Below are 19,195 nucleotides of genomic sequence, written 5' to 3' on the forward strand. Positions count from 1 at the left end.
TCTATGTTAAGGGTCTACCACTCAAATCGTCTGGATGTGCTGGAAGCGCTGATGGAATTTATCGTTGAGCGCGAGCGGCTTGACGATCCTTTTGAGCCTGAAATGGTGCTGGTGCAGAGCACCGGTATGGCACAGTGGCTGCAAATGTCGCTTTCCCGTAAATTTGGTATAGCCGCAAATATTGATTTCCCGCTGCCCGCGAGCTTTATCTGGGAGATGTTTGTGCGCGTGTTGCCGGACATCCCGGAGCAGAGCGCCTTCAACAAGCAAGGCATGAGCTGGAAGCTCATGGCCCTGCTGCCGGAAATGCTGCAGCACGATGAATTCGCCATGCTGCGCCACTACCTCAATGACGATACCGATAAGCGCAAGCTGTTCCAGCTGGCGTCGCGCACCGCCGATCTCTACGACCAATACCTTGTTTACCGTTCTGACTGGTTAATTCGTTGGGAAGCGGGCGAGTTGGTTGAAGGGCTACCGGAGGCGCAAATATGGCAGGCACCGCTGTGGAAAGCACTGGTAGAGCATACGGAGAAACTTGGGCAGCCTCAGTGGCACCGTGCCAACCTGTACGATCGGTTTATCTCCATACTCGAGAATGCGTCGGAGCGCCCGGGCCGACTGCCGTCACGCGTTTTTATCTGCGGGATATCCGCATTACCGCCTGTTTATCTGAAGGCGTTGAACGCGCTGGGTAAACATATTGATATTCATATTTTGTTCACCAACCCTTGCCGACAGTATTGGGGGGATATCCTCGACGAACGTTGGCTTGCGCGGCTGGTGACTCGCCAACGAAAGCGCCTTTTTGAAGAACGTTCCGTCCCGCTGTTTAAAGACGGCTCGACTGCCGGGCAGCTTTTTGATGAAGACGGCATCCAGAACCTGCCCAATCCACTGCTTGCCTCGTGGGGGAAGCTGGGGCGTGACTACATTCACATGCTTTCAGACATCACCTCATCAGGTGAAGGCGACGTAGATGCCTTTGTCGATATTACCCCGGATAGCCTGCTGCATCATATTCAGCTGGATATCCTCGATCTGGAAAACCGTGCCGTGATGGGCGTGACGGCGAACGAGTTCGAACGCAGCGACAGCAAGCGGAAGCTGGATGCTGACGATCGCAGCGTCACGATCCATGTTTGCCATAGCCCTCAGCGTGAGGTCGAAGTGCTTCACGACCAGCTGCTGGCGATGCTGCAGGACGATCCCGAACTCACCCCGCGCGATATCGTGGTGATGGTGGCGGATATCGACAGCTACAGTCCCTTCATTCAGGCCGTTTTTGGCAGTGCGACGGGCGAGCGATATCTGCCTTACGCTATCTCTGACCGTCGTGCCCGTCAGTCGCATCCGGCATTGCAGGCCTTTATCACTCTGCTTTCACTGCCGGATAGCCGCTTTATCTCCGAAGATGTCCTGGCGTTACTGGATGTTCCCGTGCTGGCTGCACGCTTCAACATCAATGAAGAGGGGCTGCGCTACCTTCGCCAGTGGGTGAATGAATCTGGCGTACGCTGGGGGATCGATGACGATAACGTTCAGGAGTTCGAACTTCCTCCAACCGGGCAGCACACGTGGCGTTTTGGCCTGACGCGTATGCTGCTGGGCTACGCCATGGAGAGCAGCCAGGGCGAGTGGAATGAGGTGCTGCCTTACGATGAGTCCAGCGGGTTAATTGCTGAACTGGTGGGGCATTTAGCGTCACTCCTGATGCAGCTCAACCGCTGGCGACACGAGCTGATGCAGCCGCGTCCGCTTGAAGCGTGGCTTCCGGTTTGCAGGGCATTGCTTAATGATTTCTTCCTGCCAGACAGTGACACCGAAGCGGCAATGGCACTGATTGAAACGCAGTGGCAGGCGATCGTCGATGAAGGCGTGAATTCCCACTATCAGGAGGCCATCCCGCTGTCGCTGTTGAGGGATGAGCTGACGCAGCGGCTCGATCAGGAGCGAATCAGCCAGCGTTTCCTGGCAGGCCCCATCAATATCTGCACCCTGATGCCAATGCGTTCTATCCCGTTTAAAGTGGTCTGTCTGCTTGGCATGAACGACGGCGTTTATCCGCGCGCACTGGCGCCGCTGGGGTTCGATTTGATGAGCGCAGATCCCAAGCGGGGTGACCGTAGCCGCCGCGATGATGACCGCTACCTCTTCCTTGAGGCGCTCATTTCCGCCCAGAGTAAGCTCTATATCAGCTATATCGGCCGTTCCATTCAGGACAACAGCGAGCGTTTTCCCTCCGTACTGGTGCAGGAGCTGGTGGACTATATCGGCCAGAGTCACTATCTGCCGGGGGATGAAGATCGCAACTGCGATGAAAGCGAGAAGAGGGTGAAAGCCCATATCACCTGTTTCCACAGCCGCATGCCGTTTGACCCGGTGAACTACACGCCCAGCGAGCGCCAGAGCTATGCGCAGGAGTGGCTGCCGGCGGCGAAAAAGGAGGGGAGTGCGCATACCGATTTCATTCAGGAGCTTGACCCGCGCCCTGTCGACACCCTGACCTTCGAACAGCTTCAGCGGTTTTGGGCGCATCCGGTGCGCGCCTTCTTCCAGCAGCGATTGCAGGTCAACTTCCGTTCTGAAGAGAGTGAAATTCCTGATGCAGAGCCTTTTACGCTGGAAGGGCTGGAGCGCTACCAGTTAAACCTGCAGCTGTTGAATGCGCTGGTTGAAGAGGAAGATGCGGACAAACTTTATCGCCGCTACCGTGCTGCAGGGCAGCTGCCCTATGGGGCATTCGGGGAAATTGTCTGGGAGGCGCAGTGTCGGGAGATGACCGCCCTGGCAGAGCGCGTAAGAGCGTGCCGACAGCCAGGGAAAAGCATTGAAATCGATCTCAACTGCAATGGTGTACAGCTTACGGGCTGGTTAACCCAGGTTCAGCCGGACGGGCTGCTGCGCTGGCGGCCTTCTATGCTGAGCGTTTCACAGGGTTTGCAACTCTGGCTGGAACATCTTGTCTACAGTGCGGATGGTCATAAAGGTGAAAGTCGGATTTTCGTGCGCAAAGAGGGCGAATGGCGCTTCCCGCCGATGGAGTCTGAGCAGGCGTTACGGTATCTGTCTTTGTACATTGAGGGCTACCGTCAGGGAATGAACAAACCGCTCCTGCTGTTGCCGGAAAGTGGCGGGGCCTGGATAAAAGCCTGTTATGACGCACAGAATGATGCGATGTTAACGGATGAGGCGTCACTGCAGAAAGCGCGCAGTAAATTTATGCAGGCCTACGAAGGAAACATGATGGTGCGGGGCGAAGGAGAAGATGTCTGGTATCAGCGCTTATGGCGAACGCTTGAGCCAGAGTACTTTGAGGCCATCACGGAAGAGGCGCAGCGCTACCTGCTGCCGTTGTTTAAATTTAATCAGTCCTGAGCGCTGTATAAAAATTGCGCAGCATGGGGTGTTCAATTATGATGCACTTCTTATCACGGACTGATGTACCCAATAAAGAGATGTTGGCGTGTCCAGCACGCAATGTGTTAATGATGTAGCCGTGATAAAGAGGTAGCACCTTGTTTAAAGCGTTTGTTTTGTTTTTCGCCCTCTGGGTACCTGTCACTCAGGCAGACTCCGGTTGGCAACCCGTTCAGGAAACTATTCGTAAAAGCGAAAAAGATACCCGTCAATATCAGGCTATTCGTCTTGATAACGGCATGACCGTGCTGCTGGTTTCCGATCCGCAGGCGGTGAAGTCCCTCTCGGCATTAGTGGTGCCGGTTGGATCGCTGGAAGATCCTGACGCGCATCCTGGGCTTGCACATTATCTGGAACATATGACGCTGATGGGGTCAAAAAAATACCCGCAGCCGGATAGCCTGTCCGAATTTTTGAAAATGCATGGCGGCAGCCACAATGCCAGTACGGCACCGTACCGCACGGCCTTTTATCTTGAAGTCGAAAATGATGCGCTGGAAGGCGCGGTCGATCGCCTTGCTGATTCCATCGCCGCCCCCCTGCTGGATAAAAAATATGCCGACCGTGAACGCAATGCCGTCAATGCTGAGTTGACCCTTGCCCGCACGCGAGACGGTATGCGCATGGCCCAGGTCAGCGCCGAAACCATCAACCCTGCGCACCCGGGTTCGCGCTTCTCCGGCGGTAACCTTGAGACGTTAAGCGACAAACCGAACAGCCCGGTGCTTGATGCCCTGCACGCGTTTCGCGATAAATACTACTCCGCCAACCTGATGAAAGCGGTCATCTACAGCAATAAACCGTTGCCAGAACTGGCAGGCATGGCGGCTAAAACGTTTGGCCGGGTGCCGAATAAAAATATCGACCTGCCGCAGATAGACGTACCGGTGGTCACGGATGCGCAAAAGGGCATCGTGATCCACTACGTGCCTGCGCTGCCGCGCAAAGTGCTGCGCGTGGAATTCCGCATCGATAACAACACCGCACAGTTTCGCAGTAAAACCGATGAGCTGGTGACCTATCTGATAGGTAACCGTAGCCCGGGTACGCTTTCTGACTGGCTGCAAAAACAGGGGCTGGTGGAAGGTATTCGCGCCGACTCCGATCCGGTTGTGAACGGCAATAGCGGCGTGCTGGCGATCTCCGCCACCCTGACCGACAAGGGCCTGGCAAACCGTGACGAAGTGGTGGCGGCGATCTTCAGCTACCTCTCTTTACTGCGTGAGAAAGGCGTCGATAAGCGCTACTTTGATGAGCTCGCCCACGTGCTGGATCTCGATTTCCGTTACCCGTCCATTACCCGCGATATGGATTACGTTGAGTGGCTGGCGGATACCATGATCCGCGTGCCGGTGGAACACACCCTCGATGCGGTCAATATTGCCGACCGCTATGATGCCGATGCGGTAAAAGCCCGCCTGGCGATGATGACGCCGGAGAATGCCCGCATCTGGTACATCAGCCCGAACGAACCGCATAACAAGACGGCGTATTTTGTCGATGCTCCTTATCAGGTGGAAAAAATCAGCGCGCAGACCTTCGCCGACTGGCAGAAGAAGGCCGGGGAGATTGCGTTAAAGCTGCCGGAGCTGAACCCCTATATTCCGGATGACTTCTCGCTGACCAAAACGACTAAAGATTACCCGCACCCGGCGCTCATCGTTGATGAACCGACGCTGCGCGTGGTGTACACCCCCAGCCGCTACTTCGCAAGCGAGCCAAAGGCCGATGTCAGCGTGGTGCTGCGTAACCCGAAAGCGATGAACAGCGCCAAAAATCAGGTGATGTTCGCGCTCAATGACTATCTCGCCGGGATTGCGCTCGATCAGCTCAGCAACCAGGCGGCCGTGGGCGGGATCAGCTTCTCCACCAACGCCAACAACGGTTTGATGCTCAATGCAAACGGCTATACCCAGCGTTTGCCTCAGCTGTTCCAGGCACTGCTGGAGGGCTATTTCAGCTATACGCCGACGGAAGAGCAGCTTGAACAGGCTAAATCGTGGTATGCGCAGATGATGGATTCTGCGGAGAAGGGCAAAGCTTACGATATGGCGCTTATGCCGGCGCAAATGCTGTCGCAAGTTCCTTATTTCCAGCGAGAGGATCGCCGCGCGCTGTTGCCTTCGATCACCTTAAAAGACGTGCTGGCTTACCGTGATGCGCTGAAAACCAACACGCGTCCGGAGTTCCTGATCGTTGGCAACATGAGTGAGGATCAGGCCAAAACCCTGGCAGAGAATGTACGCACTCAGCTCGGTTCGAAAGGCGACGAGTGGTGCCGCAACCAGGACGTGCTGGTTGAGAAAAAACAGAATGTGATTTTTGAAAAGGCGGGTAACAGCACGGATTCCGCGCTGGCCGCGGTATTTGTGCCAACGGGCTATGATGAATTCGCCAGCTCGGCGCAGAGTGCCGTACTGGGGCAAATTATTCAGCCGTGGTTTTATAACCAGTTACGCACAGAGGAGCAGCTTGGCTACGCGGTGTTTGCCTTCTCCATGAACGTAGGCCGACAGTGGGGGCTGGGTTTCCTGCTGCAAAGCAGCGATAAACAGCCGGCGTATCTCTGGAAGCGTTACCAGGCCTTCTTCCCACAGGTGGAAGCAAAACTGCGCGCCATGAAGCCGGAAGAGTTTGCGCAAATCCAGCAGGCCGTCATCGCACAGGTGATGCAGCCGCCGCAGACGCTGGGTGAAGAAGCCTCGCAGCTGAGCAAAGATTTCGATCGCGGTAATCTGAAATTTGATTCGCGTGATAAAGTAGTGGCCGAGATAAAACAGCTGACGCCGCAGAAGGTTGCCGACTTCTTCCATCAGGCGGTCATTAAGCCGCAGGGAATCACCATCCTGTCTCAGGTTTCCGGTAGCCAGAACGGGAAAACGGAGTACGTGAACCCGAAAGGCTGGAAAGTCTGGAAGAGCGTCAGCGCGCTGCAGCAATCGATGCCCTGGAGTAAGAAAGAATGACCGATACCGCTGAGTCCCTTGATCCCTTACGTTTACCTCTGCAGGGTGAACGATTGATTGAAGCCTCAGCGGGAACGGGAAAAACCTTCACCATTGCCGCTCTGTACCTGCGTCTGCTGCTGGGGCTTGGCGGCAACGCCGCTTTTCCACGCCCTTTGAGCGTGGAGGAGCTGCTGGTGGTGACCTTCACCGAGGCTGCCACCGCTGAGCTGCGGGGCCGTATTCGCAGCAATATCCACGAGCTGCGCATCGCCTGTCTGCGTCAGAGCACGGATAACCCTCTCTACGCGAGCCTTCTGGAAGAGATTGCCGATAAGCAACAGGCAGCCCAGTGGCTGCTCCTCGCTGAACGGCAGATGGATGAAGCGTCCGTCTTCACCATTCACGGTTTTTGCCAGCGTATGCTGAGCCTGAATGCGTTTGAATCCGGAATGCTGTTTGAACAGCAGCTCATTGAAGATGAATCAGTGCTTCGCTATCAGGCCTGCGCGGATTTCTGGCGTCGCCACTGCTACCCGTTACAGCGCGATATTGCCGAAGCGGTACATGCGTTGTGGAAGGGCCCGGAGGCGCTGCTGCGCGCTATCGATCGTTATCTGCAGGGTGAAGCGCCGGTCATCAAATCCCCGCCGCCTGCGGATGAAACCCTGGCCTCACGCCATGAAAAAATCATCGCGAGAATTGCCGATATCAAGCAAAAATGGATTGAGTCCGTTGGCGAGATTGACGCCATCATCGAAAATTCCGGGATTGATCGACGCAAGTTTAACCGCGGCAATCAGGGGAAATGGATCGACAAGATCAGCGCCTGGGCGCAGGAAGAGACGCGAGGCTACCAGCTCCCGGATGCGCTGGAGAAATTCTCCCAACGTTTCCTGGCTGAGCGGACCAAAGCCGACGGCATTGTGCCTGAGCATCCTCTGTTTGTGGCGATTGAAACCCTGCTGGCTGAGCCCTTAACGCTCAACGATCTGATGATTACCCGCGCCATGACGGAAATTCGCGACGCCGTCGCGCGTGAGAAACGCCGCCGGGGTGAGCTGGGGTTTGACGACATGCTGAGCCGCCTCGATGCGGCGCTGTGCAGTGAAAATGGCGAAGCGCTTGCCGCCGCGATCCGCACCCGGTTCCCGGTGGCGATGATTGACGAATTTCAGGATACCGACCCTCAGCAATACCGCATTTTCCGCCGTATCTGGCGCCAGCAGCCCGGTACCGCGCTGTTGTTAATCGGCGATCCGAAACAGGCCATCTACGCCTTCCGCGGTGCGGATATTTTCACCTACATGAAAGCCCGTAGCGAAGTTGATGCGCACTACACGCTTGATACTAACTGGCGCTCCTCTCCCGGCATGGTGGAAAGCGTCAACGCGCTCTTCAGCCGCATGGATACGGCGTTTATGTTCCGGGAGATCCCGTTTCAGCCGGTAAAGTTCGCCGAGAAAAATGCCTCGTTGCGCTTTGAGTTCAACGGCGAGACGCAGCCTGCCATGAACTTCTGGCTACTGGACGGGGAAGGCTGCGGCGTTGCCGACTATCAAAATGCCATGGCCCAGTACTGTGCCGCGCAAATCCGCGACTGGCTCAGTGCGGGCGCGCACGGTAAAGCGCTGCTGTGGAAGGGGGATAAACCTGCGCCGGTAAAGGCATCCGATATCACGGTGCTGGTTCGCAGCCGTCAGGAGGCCGCGCTCATCCGCGACGCTCTGACGTTACTGAATATTCCCTCCGTCTATCTCTCGAACCGCGATAGCGTCTTTGAAACGCTGGAAGCGCAGGAGATGCTATGGCTGCTGCAGGCCGTGCTGGCTCCGGAGCGGGAAAGCACGCTGCGTAGCGCATTAGCGAGCGCGATGCTCGGGCTGAACGCGCGGGATATTGATGCGCTGAACAATGACGAAGCCGCGTGGGATTCTGTCGTAGAAGAGTTTGTTCGCTACCGCGAAAAATGGCAGAAGCGTGGAGTCATGGCGATGGTGCGCGAGCTCATGGCGCAGCGCCACATTGCGGAGAATATGCTGGCGACAGCAGGCGGCGAGCGCCGTTTGACCGATATTTTACATATCAGCGAACTGCTGCAGGAAGCCGGTACGCAGCTGGAGAGCGAACACGCTCTGGTACGCTGGCTGGCGCAGCAGATTGCCGATCCGAACAGTAATTCGTCCAGCCAGCAGATGCGACTAGAGAGTGATAAACATCTGGTGCAGATCGTCACCATTCACAAGTCGAAAGGCCTGGAATATCCGCTGGTCTGGCTGCCGTTTATCGCCAATTATCGCGTGCAGGATCAGGCCTTTTACCACGATCGCGAGTCTTTTGAGGCGGTGCTCGATCTCAGCAACGCGGAGTCCAGCGTTGAGCTGGCCGAAGCCGAGCGTCTGGCGGAAGACCTGCGCCTGCTTTACGTGGCGCTGACCCGTTCGGTCTGGCACTGCAGCCTGGGCGTTGCGCCTCTGTTCCGTCGCCGTGGCGAAAAGAGCGGGGAGAGTGATTTTCATCTGAGCGCGCTGGGGCGGCTTATTCAGCACGGCGAACCCAAAGACGCGGCGGGCCTGCGCCAGTGCATCGAATCGCTTTGCACGGAGCATGTTGCCCTGCATATTCCGTCGCAGCCCGACAACAGCCGCTGGCAGATGCCGGAGCTGCGTGAGTCAGCGCTCCATGCCCGCCAGGTTGTACGTACCATTGCCGACGACTGGCGCGTCACCAGCTACTCCGGTTTACAGCAGCACGGGCAGAGTATTGCGCAGGATCTGATGCCAAAACTGGACGTGGACGCCGCAGGAGCCGGTAGCGTACCCGCTGAGCCGGTGCTCACGCCGCACCAGTTCCCGCGCGGCGCCTCGCCGGGCACGTTTTTGCACAGCCTGTTTGAAGAGCTGGATTTTACCCAGCCGGTTTCCGAAGAATGGGTGCTGAAAATGTTACAGAGTGGCGGCTACGACGCGCAGTGGCAGCCGGTTCTCACCGACTGGATCCGCGCGGTACTGCACGCGCCGCTCACGACGCAGGGGATCTCGCTGAACCAGTTGACCGCCAAAGACAAGCAGGTGGAGATGGAGTTTTATCTCCCCATCGCCAGCCCGCTCAGGGCCGAGGCGCTTGATGCGCTGATCCGCGAGTACGATCCGTTATCCGCCGGGTGCCCGCCGCTGAACTTCCGCCAGGTGCAGGGGATGCTCAAAGGCTTTATCGACCTGGTTTTCCGCCACGAAGGGCGCTACTACCTGCTGGATTACAAATCGAACTGGCTGGGTGAAAGCAGCGAAGCCTACACCCAGGACGCGATGGCATCGGCAATGCAAATGCATCGCTACGATCTGCAGTATCAGCTTTACACCCTTGCGCTGCACCGTTACCTCCGCCATCGCATGGCCGATTACCGCTACGAAGATCATTTTGGCGGCGTCATTTACCTGTTCCTGCGCGGAGTGGATGGTAACGACCCGCGTTCCGGCGTCTTTAGTACGCGTCCGGCTGCGGAACTGATTGAAAAAATGGATAACCTGTTTGCTGCAAGCACGGAGGAGGTGGCATGACGATGCAGGCGCTACTGCTGGACGCGGTTGAACAACGGTTACTGCGTCACCTGGATGTGCAGTTCGCCATGATGGTGGCAGGCGAGGAGCCTGCCGTCATGCTGGCCGCAGCCATTCTGAGTAAAGACGCGGGGGAAGGCCACGTATGTCTGCCGCTGTCGCGTCTGGCTGTGGATGAGAAAATGCCTCCGGCTTTACAGGCGTGTTTCGCGCAGCTGGGTGACGCAGTGGACTGGCAGGAGATATTACTCGGCTCGCCTGCCGTAAGCGGAGCCGATACCGGGACGCCGATGATCCTTGTCGGCGAGCGTTTGTATCTTAACCGGCTGTGGCGTAACGAACTGACGGTAGCGCGCTTCTTCAGCGAGACCAACGCCCCGCTTCCCTGCGATGAAGCGCAGCTCCGGCAAACGCTGGATACGCTGTTTACCTCTGACGACGAGACAAACTGGCAGAAAGTGGCGGCAGCCGTGGCCTTAACCCGACGGATCTCGGTGATTTCTGGCGGCCCGGGCACCGGGAAAACGACCACTGTGGCAAAACTGCTTGCCGCGCTGATTCAGTTATCGGGTGAGCAAAAGTGCCGTATTCGCCTGGCGGCCCCCACCGGTAAAGCGGCGGCACGTCTGACGGAATCGTTGGGCGGCGCGCTGCAAAAACTGCCGCTAACCGGGGATCAGCTTGCGCTTTTCCCCAATGAGGCGAGCACCCTGCACCGTTTGCTAGGCGCACAGCCGGGTAGCCAGCGTCTGCGCTATCATGCCGGTAACCCACTGCACCTTGACGTGCTGGTCGTGGATGAAGCGTCGATGATTGACCTGACGATGATGTCGCGTTTGATCGATGCGCTCCCGCCTCACGCGCGCGTCATTTTCCTCGGCGATCGCGACCAGCTTGCCTCCGTTGAGGCCGGGGCCGTGCTGGGCGATATCTGTACCTATGCCAGCCTGGGATATACCGCGGAACGCGCGCAGGAGCTGGCCCGTCTCACCGGATGTTCGCTCACGTCTGAAAACCATTCGCTCGCAGGGGCGCTGCGCGACAGCCTGTGTCTGCTGCAAAAAAGCTACCGTTTCGGCAGCGACTCCGGCATCGGCCAGCTTGCGGCGGCGGTGAACCGGGGCGACCGGCGCACCACCACAGCGGTATTTGACGGTACCTTTACGGATATTGAGAAAAAATCGCTGCAAAGCGGGGAAGAGTATCAGGCGATGCTGGACGATGCCCTGCAGGGGTACCAGCACTTTCTGACGGGCGTACAACAGCAAAGTACGCCGGAGCAGGTCATTGCCGCGTTTGGCGAATACCAGCTGCTCTGTGCGCTGAGGGAAGGCCCCTTTGGCGTCCGGGGTCTGAACGACAGGCTGGAACAGCTGCTGGCGCAAAAACGCAAAATTAACCGAACCCTGCACTCGCGCTGGTATGAAGGGCGACCGGTGATGATCTCCCGCAACGACAGCGCGCTGGGATTGTTTAACGGGGATATCGGGATTGCGCTCGACTGCGGTCAGGGCCTGCGCGTCTGGTTCCAGATGCCGGACGGGAGCGTGAAGTCCTTCCAGCCCAGTCGTTTGCCCGAGCATGAAACCGCCTGGGCGATGACGGTGCACAAATCCCAGGGCTCCGAGTTTAACCATGCGGCGCTGATCCTCCCCACGCAGCTTTCACCCGTCGTTACCCGCGAGCTGATCTATACCGCCATTACGCGAGCGCGTCAGCGTCTGTCGCTGTATGCCGATGAACGGGTGCTGGTGCAGGCGATCGCCACCCGAACGGAACGCCGAAGCGGGCTGGGCGCGATATTTGAGTCCCTCTGAACCGGGCAAGACCTATAAGCCGGGTACGCGCAGCGCGTCCCGGCAAGCGTTGTATTATCCCAGGTCAGCCATCAGCACCTTTGAACGACGCTGATAGTTGTACATCTCTTTCTTCGTTTCCGGCAGAGAATCGATATCCACCGGCGTGAATCCGCGCTCCTGGAACCAGTGAATGCTGCGCGTCGTCAGGACGAACAGCTTGCTCAGCCCCATCTGGCGCGCCTGTGCCGCCACGCGTTCAAGCAGCATTTCGCCGCGTGAAGAGCTACGGTAATCAGGATGCACCGCCACGCAGGCCATTTCACCGATCTTCTCTTCCGGGAACGGATAGAGTGCGGCGCAGGCAATGGTCAGGTTATCGCGCTGAATAATGGTGAATTTATCGATCTCCATCTCCAGCTGTTCGCGTGAGCGACGTACCAGAATGCCCTGCTGTTCCAGCGGGCGGATCAGCTCCAGAATGCCGCCGATGTCATTGATGGTGGCGCGGCGGATCTGCTCCGCACTCTCCATCACAATCTGCGTACCAATACCGTCGCGGGAGAACAGCTCCTGCAGCAGAGCCCCGTCTTCCTGATAGCTGATCAGGTGGCTGCGGCGCACGCCGCTGCGGCAGGCCTTCACGGCGCCACGCAGGAAGCGGACGGTGCCGGAGTGGTAATCGCCTTCGGCTTCCAGCGCTTCCACGCGGGCCTGGGCTTCATTCGGGAAGAGTTCCGGTACGATTGTTCCTTCACCGTCCACGACGCCCTGGGAGGAGCAGAACCCAATCATTTTTTCCGCCTTCAGCTTGATCGCCAGCTGCGTGGCGATCTCTTCGGACGTCAGGTTAAAGCTTTCGCCGGTCACGGAAACGGCGACCGGGCCCATCAGCACGATGGCACCGCTGTCCAGCTGGCGGTGAATAGCTTCTTCATCAATACGACGAATACGGCCGCTGTGGCAGTAATCCACGCCATCGTCCACGCCGAGCGGCTGGGCAATGATAAAGTTGCCGCTCACGACGTTGATATGCGCGCCCTGCAGCGGCGTATTGTTCAGGCTCATGGAGAGACGCGCGGTAATATCCAGCTGCAGCAGACCCGCCGCCTGTTTCACCAGCTCCAGGGTTTTGGCATCGGTGACGCGGGTATGTTTATGGTAAATCGGCTCGTGGTGGTGAGCGGCCAGGTTGGCGTCGATCTGCGGACGCGCGCCATACACCACCACCAGGCGGATCCCGAGGCTGTGCAGCAGGCCAATGTCATTGACGATGCTGGAAAAATTTTCATGCTCAATGGCTTCGCCGCCAAGCATGATGACAAACGTTTTTCCCCGATGGGCGTTGATATAGGGAACAGAATGGCGGAATCCCTGGACCAGTTCGGTTCTACGTTCCTTCACCATGGCACAACCCTTAATGAATGTTTATTCGTAATTTCTGTATTTTTATTCGATTGTGGCCGCGTGTGCAAGCGCAAATTTTCCGCGACCCACAGAAATTGGTAAGTAATCCGTGCGTTAGCGTATGATTGTTTACCCTTTTATAGATGACAGTTTATGCGTCATTCGTTAAAGTTTTCGGTCAATTTGGACATTTTGTATATCAGTCAGTGTTCTTGCTCGGGAGAAGCATGTCGGGATCCAATTCAGCAATAAGCCGCCGCCGTTTGTTAAAAGGGGCCGGGGCAATGTGGTTGCTTAGCGTCAGTCAGGTCGGTCTTGCCGCCACGAGTCAGGTGGTGGCGGTGCGCGTCTGGCCGTCGTCGACCTATACGCGCGTGACGGTCGAATCCAATCGCGTGCTGAAATATAAGCAATTTGCCCTCAGCAACCCGGAACGCGTGGTGGTGGATCTCGAAGGCGTTAACCTCAACTCCGTGCTGAAAGGGATGGCGGCGCAGATCCGCGGCGACGATCCGTTTATTAAATCGGCTCGCGTCGGGCAGTTTGATCCGCAAACCGTGCGCATGGTGTTTGAGCTTAAACAGAACGTTAAGCCGCAGCTGTTCGCCCTGGCGCCCGTCGCGACCTTTAAAGAGCGTCTGGTGATGGATCTCTACCCGGCCAACGCAACGGATATCCAGGATCCGCTTCTCGCTCTGCTGGAGGACTACAACAAGGGCGATCTTCAGCGTCAGGTGCCGCCTGCGCAAAGTGGCCCGCAGCCCGGAAAAGCAGGGCGGGATCGTCCGATTGTGATCATGCTCGATCCCGGCCACGGCGGCGAAGACTCCGGCGCGGTGGGGAAATACCGCACGCGTGAAAAAGATGTGGTGCTGCAAATTGCCCGTCGGCTGAAAGCGTTGATTGATAAAGAAGGCAATATGCGCGCCTATATGACGCGCAATGAAGATATCTTTATTCCGCTGAAGGTCCGGGTGGCGAAAGCGCAGAAGCAGCGCGCCGATTTGTTCGTGTCGATCCATGCGGATGCCTTTACCAGCCGCCAGCCAAGCGGCTCGTCGGTGTTTGCGCTCTCAACCAAAGGCGCGACCAGTACAGCAGCAAGATTCCTGGCAGACAGCCAGAACGCCTCTGACCTGATTGGTGGCGTGAGCAAAAGCGGCGACCGCTACGTCGACCACACTATGTTCGATATGGTGCAGTCGCTGACCATTAACGACAGCCTGAAGTTTGGTAAAGCGGTGCTGGGCAAGCTGGGCAACATCAATAAGCTGCATAAAAACAGCGTTGAACAGGCCGGGTTTGCGGTACTCAAGGCACCGGATATTCCGTCCATTCTGGTAGAAACCGCGTTTATCAGTAACGTTGAAGAGGAGCGCAAGCTCAAGACGGCAAAATTCCAGCAGGAGGTTGCGGAGTCGATTCTGGCGGGGATACGGGCGTATTTCTCTGACGGGGCGACGCTGGCGCGACGCGGATAACGCTTTCAGCCGGGTAAACGCCCGGCAAATTCACAAACGGCAGATACAAAAAAACACCCTTGAGGGTGTTTATTGTTTTAGAAGTGTTGGTTGCGGGGGCCGGATTTGAACCGACGACCTTCGGGTTATGAGCCCGACGAGCTACCAGGCTGCTCCACCCCGCGTCCGTGGATGCGCACTATACTCGGATAGGTTTGTGATGCAACCCCTTTTTCACATAAATCATGATTTTGTATGCAAATTGAACGACATGGCTCTGTTTGGACTATTTTTTGCGCAAAATTTGCCAAAGGGCATGCGATCGCATTTCATTAGCCCTGGCGGTTTGTTATCTTCATCACGCGGAAATGGGCAACTTAAAGACGAGATATAATGAAAGGACGTTGGGCGAAGTATCTGATGGCGGGCGCAATGGTAGCGATTCTTGCGGCCTGTTCTTCCAAACCGACCGATCGCGGTCAACAGTATAAAGACGGGAAGTTATCCCAGCCTTTCTCTTTAGTTAATCAGCCTGATGCCGTCGGCGCACCGATTAATGCCGGTGATTTCTCCGAGCAGGTCTACCAGATCCGCAACGCGTCGCCGCGTCTGTATGGCGCCCAGAGTAGCGTGTATAACGCGGTCCAGGACTGGCTTAAAGCAGGCGGCGATACGCGCAACATGCGCCAGTTTGGTATCGACGCCTGGCAGATGGAAGGGGCCGATAACTACGGCAACGTCCAGTTTACCGGTTACTACACCCCGGTTATCCAGGCACGACACTCGCGTCAGGGCGAGTTCCAGTATCCTATCTACCGTATGCCGCCAAAACGCGGTCGTCTGCCGTCTCGCGCTGAGATCTACGCCGGTGCGCTGAGCGAAAATTACGTTCTGGCCTACAGCAACTCCCTGATGGATAACTTCATCATGGACGTTCAGGGCAGCGGCTACATTGATTTTGGCGACGGGTCGCCACTTAACTTCTTCAGCTATTCCGGTAAAAACGGCCACGCCTATCGCAGTATCGGTAAGGTGCTGATCGACCGCGGTGAAGTGAAGAAAGAAGATATGTCGATGCAGGCGATCCGCGAGTGGGGCGAGAAACACAGCGAAGCCGAGGTGCGCGAGCTGCTGGAGCAGAACCCGTCGTTCGTCTTCTTCAAACCGCAAAACTTCGCGCCGGTGAAAGGGGCGAGTGCAGTTCCCCTGATTGGCCGCGCGTCGGTAGCATCGGATCGTTCGATTATTCCTGCAGGCACCACGCTGCTGGCTGAGGTTCCTCTGCTGGACAATAACGGCAAGTTCAACGGTCAGTATGAGCTGCGTCTGATGGTGGCGCTGGACGTTGGCGGGGCAATTAAAGGCCAGCACTTCGACATCTATCAGGGCATTGGCCCTGACGCAGGCCATCGCGCGGGCTGGTATAACCACTACGGACGCGTGTGGGTACTGAAGGCAGCGCCGGGTGCTGGAAACGTATTCAGCGGCTGATTGTGGTATTCTGAGCACAATACGGATTACTGTTCAGGGTGAGGAAAACCTCACCCTTTTTACATTTGAGGTTTTATGTCTGTGGTAATCAGCGACGCCTGGCGCCAGCGTTTTGGCGGGACGGCACGTTTATATGGTGAAAAAGCCCTGCAGCTGTTTGCGGATGCGCACGTCTGCGTCGTGGGCATTGGTGGTGTGGGGTCGTGGGCGGCAGAAGCGCTGGCGAGAACCGGTATTGGCGCAATCACGCTGATTGACATGGATGACGTTTGCGTCACCAACACCAACCGTCAAATCCACGCCCTGCGCGATAACGTCGGCCTGGCGAAGTCTGAGGTCATGGCGGATCGTATTCGCCTGATAAACCCGGAATGTCGGGTCACGGTGATTGATGATTTTGTGACGGCAGATAACGTCGCGGAGTACATGAGCAAAGGCTACAGCTATGTGATTGACGCCATCGACAGCGTGCGGCCAAAAGCGGCGTTGATCGCTTACTGCCGTCGGTACAAGGTGCCGCTGGTCACGACGGGCGGTGCGGGCGGGCAAATCGATCCGACGCAGATCCAGGTGACCGACCTGGCGAAAACGATCCAGGATCCGCTGGCGGCCAAGCTGCGTGAGCGGCTGAAGAGCGATTTTAACGTGGTGAAGAACAGCAAAGGCAAGCTCGGCGTCGACTGCGTGTTCTCGACCGAAGCGCTGGTCTACCCGCAGGCGGATGGCTCAGTCTGCGCGATGAAAAGCACGGCGGAAGGGCCAAAACGAATGGATTGCGCCTCAGGTTTTGGTGCGGCCACCATGGTGACCGCCTCCTTCGGCTTTGTGGCGGTGTCTCACGCCCTCAAGAAAATGCTGGCGAAGGCGGAACGTCAGGCCTGAGCCTGACGTGCGGCATCCAGTACCGCGTCGCTGAGCGCGATCAACCCCTGACCGCGCGAGGCGCTGAGCTGCGCGCGCAGCCCCAGCTCATCAAATAACGCCAGCGGCGAATGTGCCAGCAATTCCGCCGCGCTTTTCCCTTCCACAGCGGTCAGCAATACGGCCAGCAGGCCCCGGACGATGCGGCCTTCGCTGTCGCCGAAGAAGTGCAGCTTCCCGCCGGAGACGCTCACGCCCAGCCAGACGCGGTTTTCACAGCCTGCAATCTCTTTCGCCTGTGCTTTAAGATCGTCTGAAAGGGCCGGGAGCTGTTTACCCAGCAGGATCAGCTGTCGATATTTATCTTCCCACTGCTGGAGCGGGGCGAAGGTCTGTTTTAAGGTCTCTTCTGTGATGACCGTGCCAAACGGATGTCCGGCTAAAGCAGCGCTAGTCATTAATCCACCAGTATTTCAAGGGCGCGGTCAACGGCGGCAACCAGCGCGTCGACATCGCTTTGGGTATTGTACGGCGCAAACGAGGCGCGCAGCGTACCGTTAACGCCAAGCGCCGCCAGCAGCGGCTGGGCGCAGTGCTGTCCGGCACGCAGGGCAATGCCGTACCCGGCCAGCAGCGTCACCATGTCGCTATGGTGAACGCCCGCGAAATCAAAGGCCATCAGGCTTGAATCCTGAACGCGGAACGAGCGGAAGCCCGGGCGCTTTTTGAGTTCTTCCTCTGCCAGCGTCGCCAGCCCCCGGCTCCAGCTTTCAGCCTGAACGATGTCTGTTTCTGCCAGCCACTCCAGCGCCGCGCTTAAGCCAATCACCCCCGCCACGTTCGGCGTACCGGCTTCCAGTCGATAGGGAACATCCTGAGTTTTGAAGCCATCGAACGACACTTCGGTGATCATTTTGCCGCCACCGAGCCACGGCGTCATTTTTGCCAGCAGTTCAGGCTTGCCGTACAACGCCCCAATACCGGTTGGCCCGTAGAGCTTATGACCAGAGAAGGCATAGAAATCGATATCAAGCGCCTGCACATCAGCGGGGAAGTGCACCACGCCCTGAGCGCCGTCGACCATCACCACCATCCCGCTGGCATGGGCTATGCGAATAGCCTGAGCCAGGTCCGGGCAACCACCCGTGACGTTCGACATCTGTCCGAGCGCCAGAATGCGGCTGCGGGGGGTAATCAGCTCTGGGAGACGGGCAACGTCGGGAAGAAGGTCTGCACCCAGTGGAAGCTTCACCACGCGTGCACCCGTTTGCTCTGCCACCATCAGCCATGGCACCAGGTTGGCGTGATGTTCCGCCTCGCTGACGACGATCTCATCGCCCGGCTGAAGCAGCGGGCGCGCGTAGCACTGGGCCACCATATTGATGGCTTCGGTCGTGCCGCGCGTCCAGACGATGTTTTTCCCGCTTTCGGCATTGATCAGGCGTGCGACCTGATCGCGTGCGGCTTCATAGCGCGCGGTTAATCGCTGCGCTTCGGCAAACTGGCTGCGATGCACGTTCCCGGCGCTCAGGCTGTAGAACTGCTGCGTGGCCTCAATCACCGCCTGTGGCTTCAGGGCGGTGGCGGCGCTATCCAGGTAAATACCGGCATCGGCCAGGGCCGGAAACTGTGCGCGGAACTGCGCAGGACTGAAAGCGTTCATGGGATTCCTCATTTCAATTTAGCGATCGTCGCGCAATTTCAGCGGCAGGGCAAGGAGGTTGATATCTATCAGAATTGTCTGCTTATCCTTACGGCCTCAAAAAAGCAGGTTATGCTAAATACTGTTAGGCGGATGTTTTAGCCTGTTATAAATCGAGGTTTGAATAGCATTAATTGCTAAAGGAGAATAATCATGAATAAGACAGCTGCAATCATTTCTGCCTGTGCGTTTACTTTTGCCCTGAGCGCCTGTTCCGGTAATAACTACGTGATGCACACCAACGATGGTCGTTCTATCGTTTCGGAAGGGAAACCGACTACCGATAATGATACCGGGATGATTTCGTACAAAGATGCTAACGGGAACAAGCAGCAGATCAACCGCACGGACGTTAAAGAGATGAAAGAGATCGAGCATTAACAGATCGCAGGCGAAAAAAAAGCACCGCAAATTGGCGGTGCTACATTAATCACTATGGACAGACAGGGTAAATGTACAGGAAGTGAAAAATTGGTAGCGTTGCTACCGTGGTCTGAATCGCAGACCAATTGCAAACACAACAACACAACATCACAACCGTAAGCCAAAAGCC

General features: G+C 57.1%; 11 protein-coding genes and 1 tRNA gene. 8 read left to right on the forward strand and 4 right to left on the reverse strand.

Features of this window, described 5'->3' with window-relative positions:
* Nucleotides 1-3 precede the first annotated feature (3 nt).
* From recC to recD, 4 genes are all read left to right on the forward strand, one after another.
* Nucleotides 4-3,378, forward strand: coding sequence for an exodeoxyribonuclease V subunit gamma (gene recC, locus USF70_RS15300; protein ID WP_320735766.1), 3,375 nt, complete (start codon nt 4-6; stop codon nt 3,376-3,378).
* Nucleotides 3,379-3,518: 140 nt separating this feature from the next.
* A complete protein-coding gene (gene ptrA / locus USF70_RS15305; protein ID WP_167819065.1) occupies nt 3,519-6,386 on the forward strand; it encodes a pitrilysin in 2,868 nt (955 codons plus the stop codon).
* Nucleotides 6,383-9,925 (forward strand): exodeoxyribonuclease V subunit beta, encoded by a 3,543-nt coding sequence (gene recB / locus USF70_RS15310; RefSeq protein ID WP_221703011.1) that lies wholly within the window; start codon nt 6,383-6,385, stop codon nt 9,923-9,925. Before ptrA ends, recB begins: the two co-directional genes overlap by 4 nt.
* Nucleotides 9,922-11,742, forward strand: a complete 1,821-nt coding sequence (gene recD, locus USF70_RS15315; RefSeq protein ID WP_320735767.1) for an exodeoxyribonuclease V subunit alpha — start codon at nt 9,922-9,924, stop codon at nt 11,740-11,742. Before recB ends, recD begins: the two co-directional genes overlap by 4 nt.
* 54 nt (nt 11,743-11,796) lie before the next feature.
* Here the strand turns inward: recD and argA are convergent, their stop codons facing one another.
* On the reverse strand, nt 11,797-13,128 hold the full coding sequence (gene argA, locus USF70_RS15320) for an amino-acid N-acetyltransferase (protein ID WP_039263334.1): 1,332 nt from the start codon (nt 13,126-13,128) through the stop codon (nt 11,797-11,799).
* Nucleotides 13,129-13,355: 227 nt separating this feature from the next.
* Here argA and amiC point away from each other — a divergent pair, with 227 nt between their 5' ends.
* Nucleotides 13,356-14,609 carry an N-acetylmuramoyl-L-alanine amidase AmiC gene (gene amiC, locus USF70_RS15325; protein ID WP_029740496.1) on the forward strand — a complete coding sequence of 418 codons (1,254 nt, stop codon included), beginning with the start codon at nt 13,356-13,358 and terminating at the stop codon, nt 14,607-14,609.
* An 87-nt stretch (nt 14,610-14,696) separates the two neighbouring features.
* Here the strand turns inward: amiC and USF70_RS15330 are convergent.
* Nucleotides 14,697-14,773, reverse strand: a tRNA-Met gene (locus USF70_RS15330).
* A gap of 208 nt (nt 14,774-14,981) precedes the next feature.
* On the opposite strand from USF70_RS15330, the gene mltA reads away from it, so the two are divergent.
* Both mltA and tcdA read left to right on the forward strand, forming a co-directional pair.
* Nucleotides 14,982-16,079 (forward strand): murein transglycosylase A, encoded by a 1,098-nt coding sequence (mltA, locus tag USF70_RS15335; protein WP_033146436.1) that lies wholly within the window; start codon nt 14,982-14,984, stop codon nt 16,077-16,079.
* A 75-nt stretch (nt 16,080-16,154) separates the two neighbouring features.
* Nucleotides 16,155-16,961 carry a tRNA cyclic N6-threonylcarbamoyladenosine(37) synthase TcdA gene (gene tcdA / locus USF70_RS15340; RefSeq protein WP_033146435.1) on the forward strand — a complete coding sequence of 269 codons (807 nt, stop codon included), beginning with the start codon at nt 16,155-16,157 and terminating at the stop codon, nt 16,959-16,961.
* Here tcdA and csdE read toward each other — a convergent pair.
* Both csdE and csdA read right to left on the reverse strand, forming a co-directional pair.
* Nucleotides 16,952-17,398: a cysteine desulfurase sulfur acceptor subunit CsdE gene (gene csdE, locus USF70_RS15345; RefSeq protein ID WP_033146434.1), complete on the reverse strand. Its 447-nt coding sequence runs from the start codon at nt 17,396-17,398 to the stop codon at nt 16,952-16,954. The two genes, tcdA and csdE, sit on opposite strands and share 10 nt — an antisense overlap.
* Nucleotides 17,398-18,603: a cysteine desulfurase CsdA gene (csdA, locus tag USF70_RS15350; protein WP_167819061.1), complete on the reverse strand. Its 1,206-nt coding sequence runs from the start codon at nt 18,601-18,603 to the stop codon at nt 17,398-17,400. Before csdA ends, csdE begins: the two co-directional genes overlap by 1 nt.
* Nucleotides 18,604-18,795: 192 nt before the next feature.
* On the opposite strand from csdA, the gene USF70_RS15355 reads away from it, so the two are divergent.
* Entirely contained in the window at nt 18,796-19,023 is a 228-nt protein-coding gene (locus USF70_RS15355; protein WP_008499648.1) for a YgdI/YgdR family lipoprotein, read from the forward strand.
* The last annotated feature ends 172 nt before the right edge of the window (nt 19,024-19,195 follow it).

Origin of the sequence: Enterobacter sp. 237C8, from assembly GCF_034106865.1 — a bacterium.
GTDB classification, from domain to species: Bacteria; Pseudomonadota; Gammaproteobacteria; order Enterobacterales; family Enterobacteriaceae; genus Enterobacter; species Enterobacter asburiae_B.

Bases quoted from the DNA above. Each gene is read 5' to 3' on its own strand.
- recC (WP_320735766.1), top strand. From the start codon at position 4: ATGTTAAGGGTCTACCACTCAAATCGTCTGGATGTGCTGGAAGCGCTG.
- recB (WP_221703011.1), top strand. From the start codon at position 6,383: ATGACCGATACCGCTGAGTCCCTTGATCCCTTACGTTTACCTCTGCAG.
- recD (WP_320735767.1), top strand. From the start codon at position 9,922: ATGACGATGCAGGCGCTACTGCTGGACGCGGTTGAACAACGGTTACTG.
- argA (WP_039263334.1), bottom strand. From the start codon at position 13,128: ATGGTGAAGGAACGTAGAACCGAACTGGTCCAGGGATTCCGCCATTCT.
- amiC (WP_029740496.1), top strand. From the start codon at position 13,356: ATGTCGGGATCCAATTCAGCAATAAGCCGCCGCCGTTTGTTAAAAGGG.
- mltA (WP_033146436.1), top strand. From the start codon at position 14,982: ATGAAAGGACGTTGGGCGAAGTATCTGATGGCGGGCGCAATGGTAGCG.
- tcdA (WP_033146435.1), top strand. From the start codon at position 16,155: ATGTCTGTGGTAATCAGCGACGCCTGGCGCCAGCGTTTTGGCGGGACG.
- csdE (WP_033146434.1), bottom strand. From the start codon at position 17,398: ATGACTAGCGCTGCTTTAGCCGGACATCCGTTTGGCACGGTCATCACA.
- csdA (WP_167819061.1), bottom strand. From the start codon at position 18,603: ATGAACGCTTTCAGTCCTGCGCAGTTCCGCGCACAGTTTCCGGCCCTG.
- USF70_RS15355 (WP_008499648.1), top strand. From the start codon at position 18,796: ATGAATAAGACAGCTGCAATCATTTCTGCCTGTGCGTTTACTTTTGCC.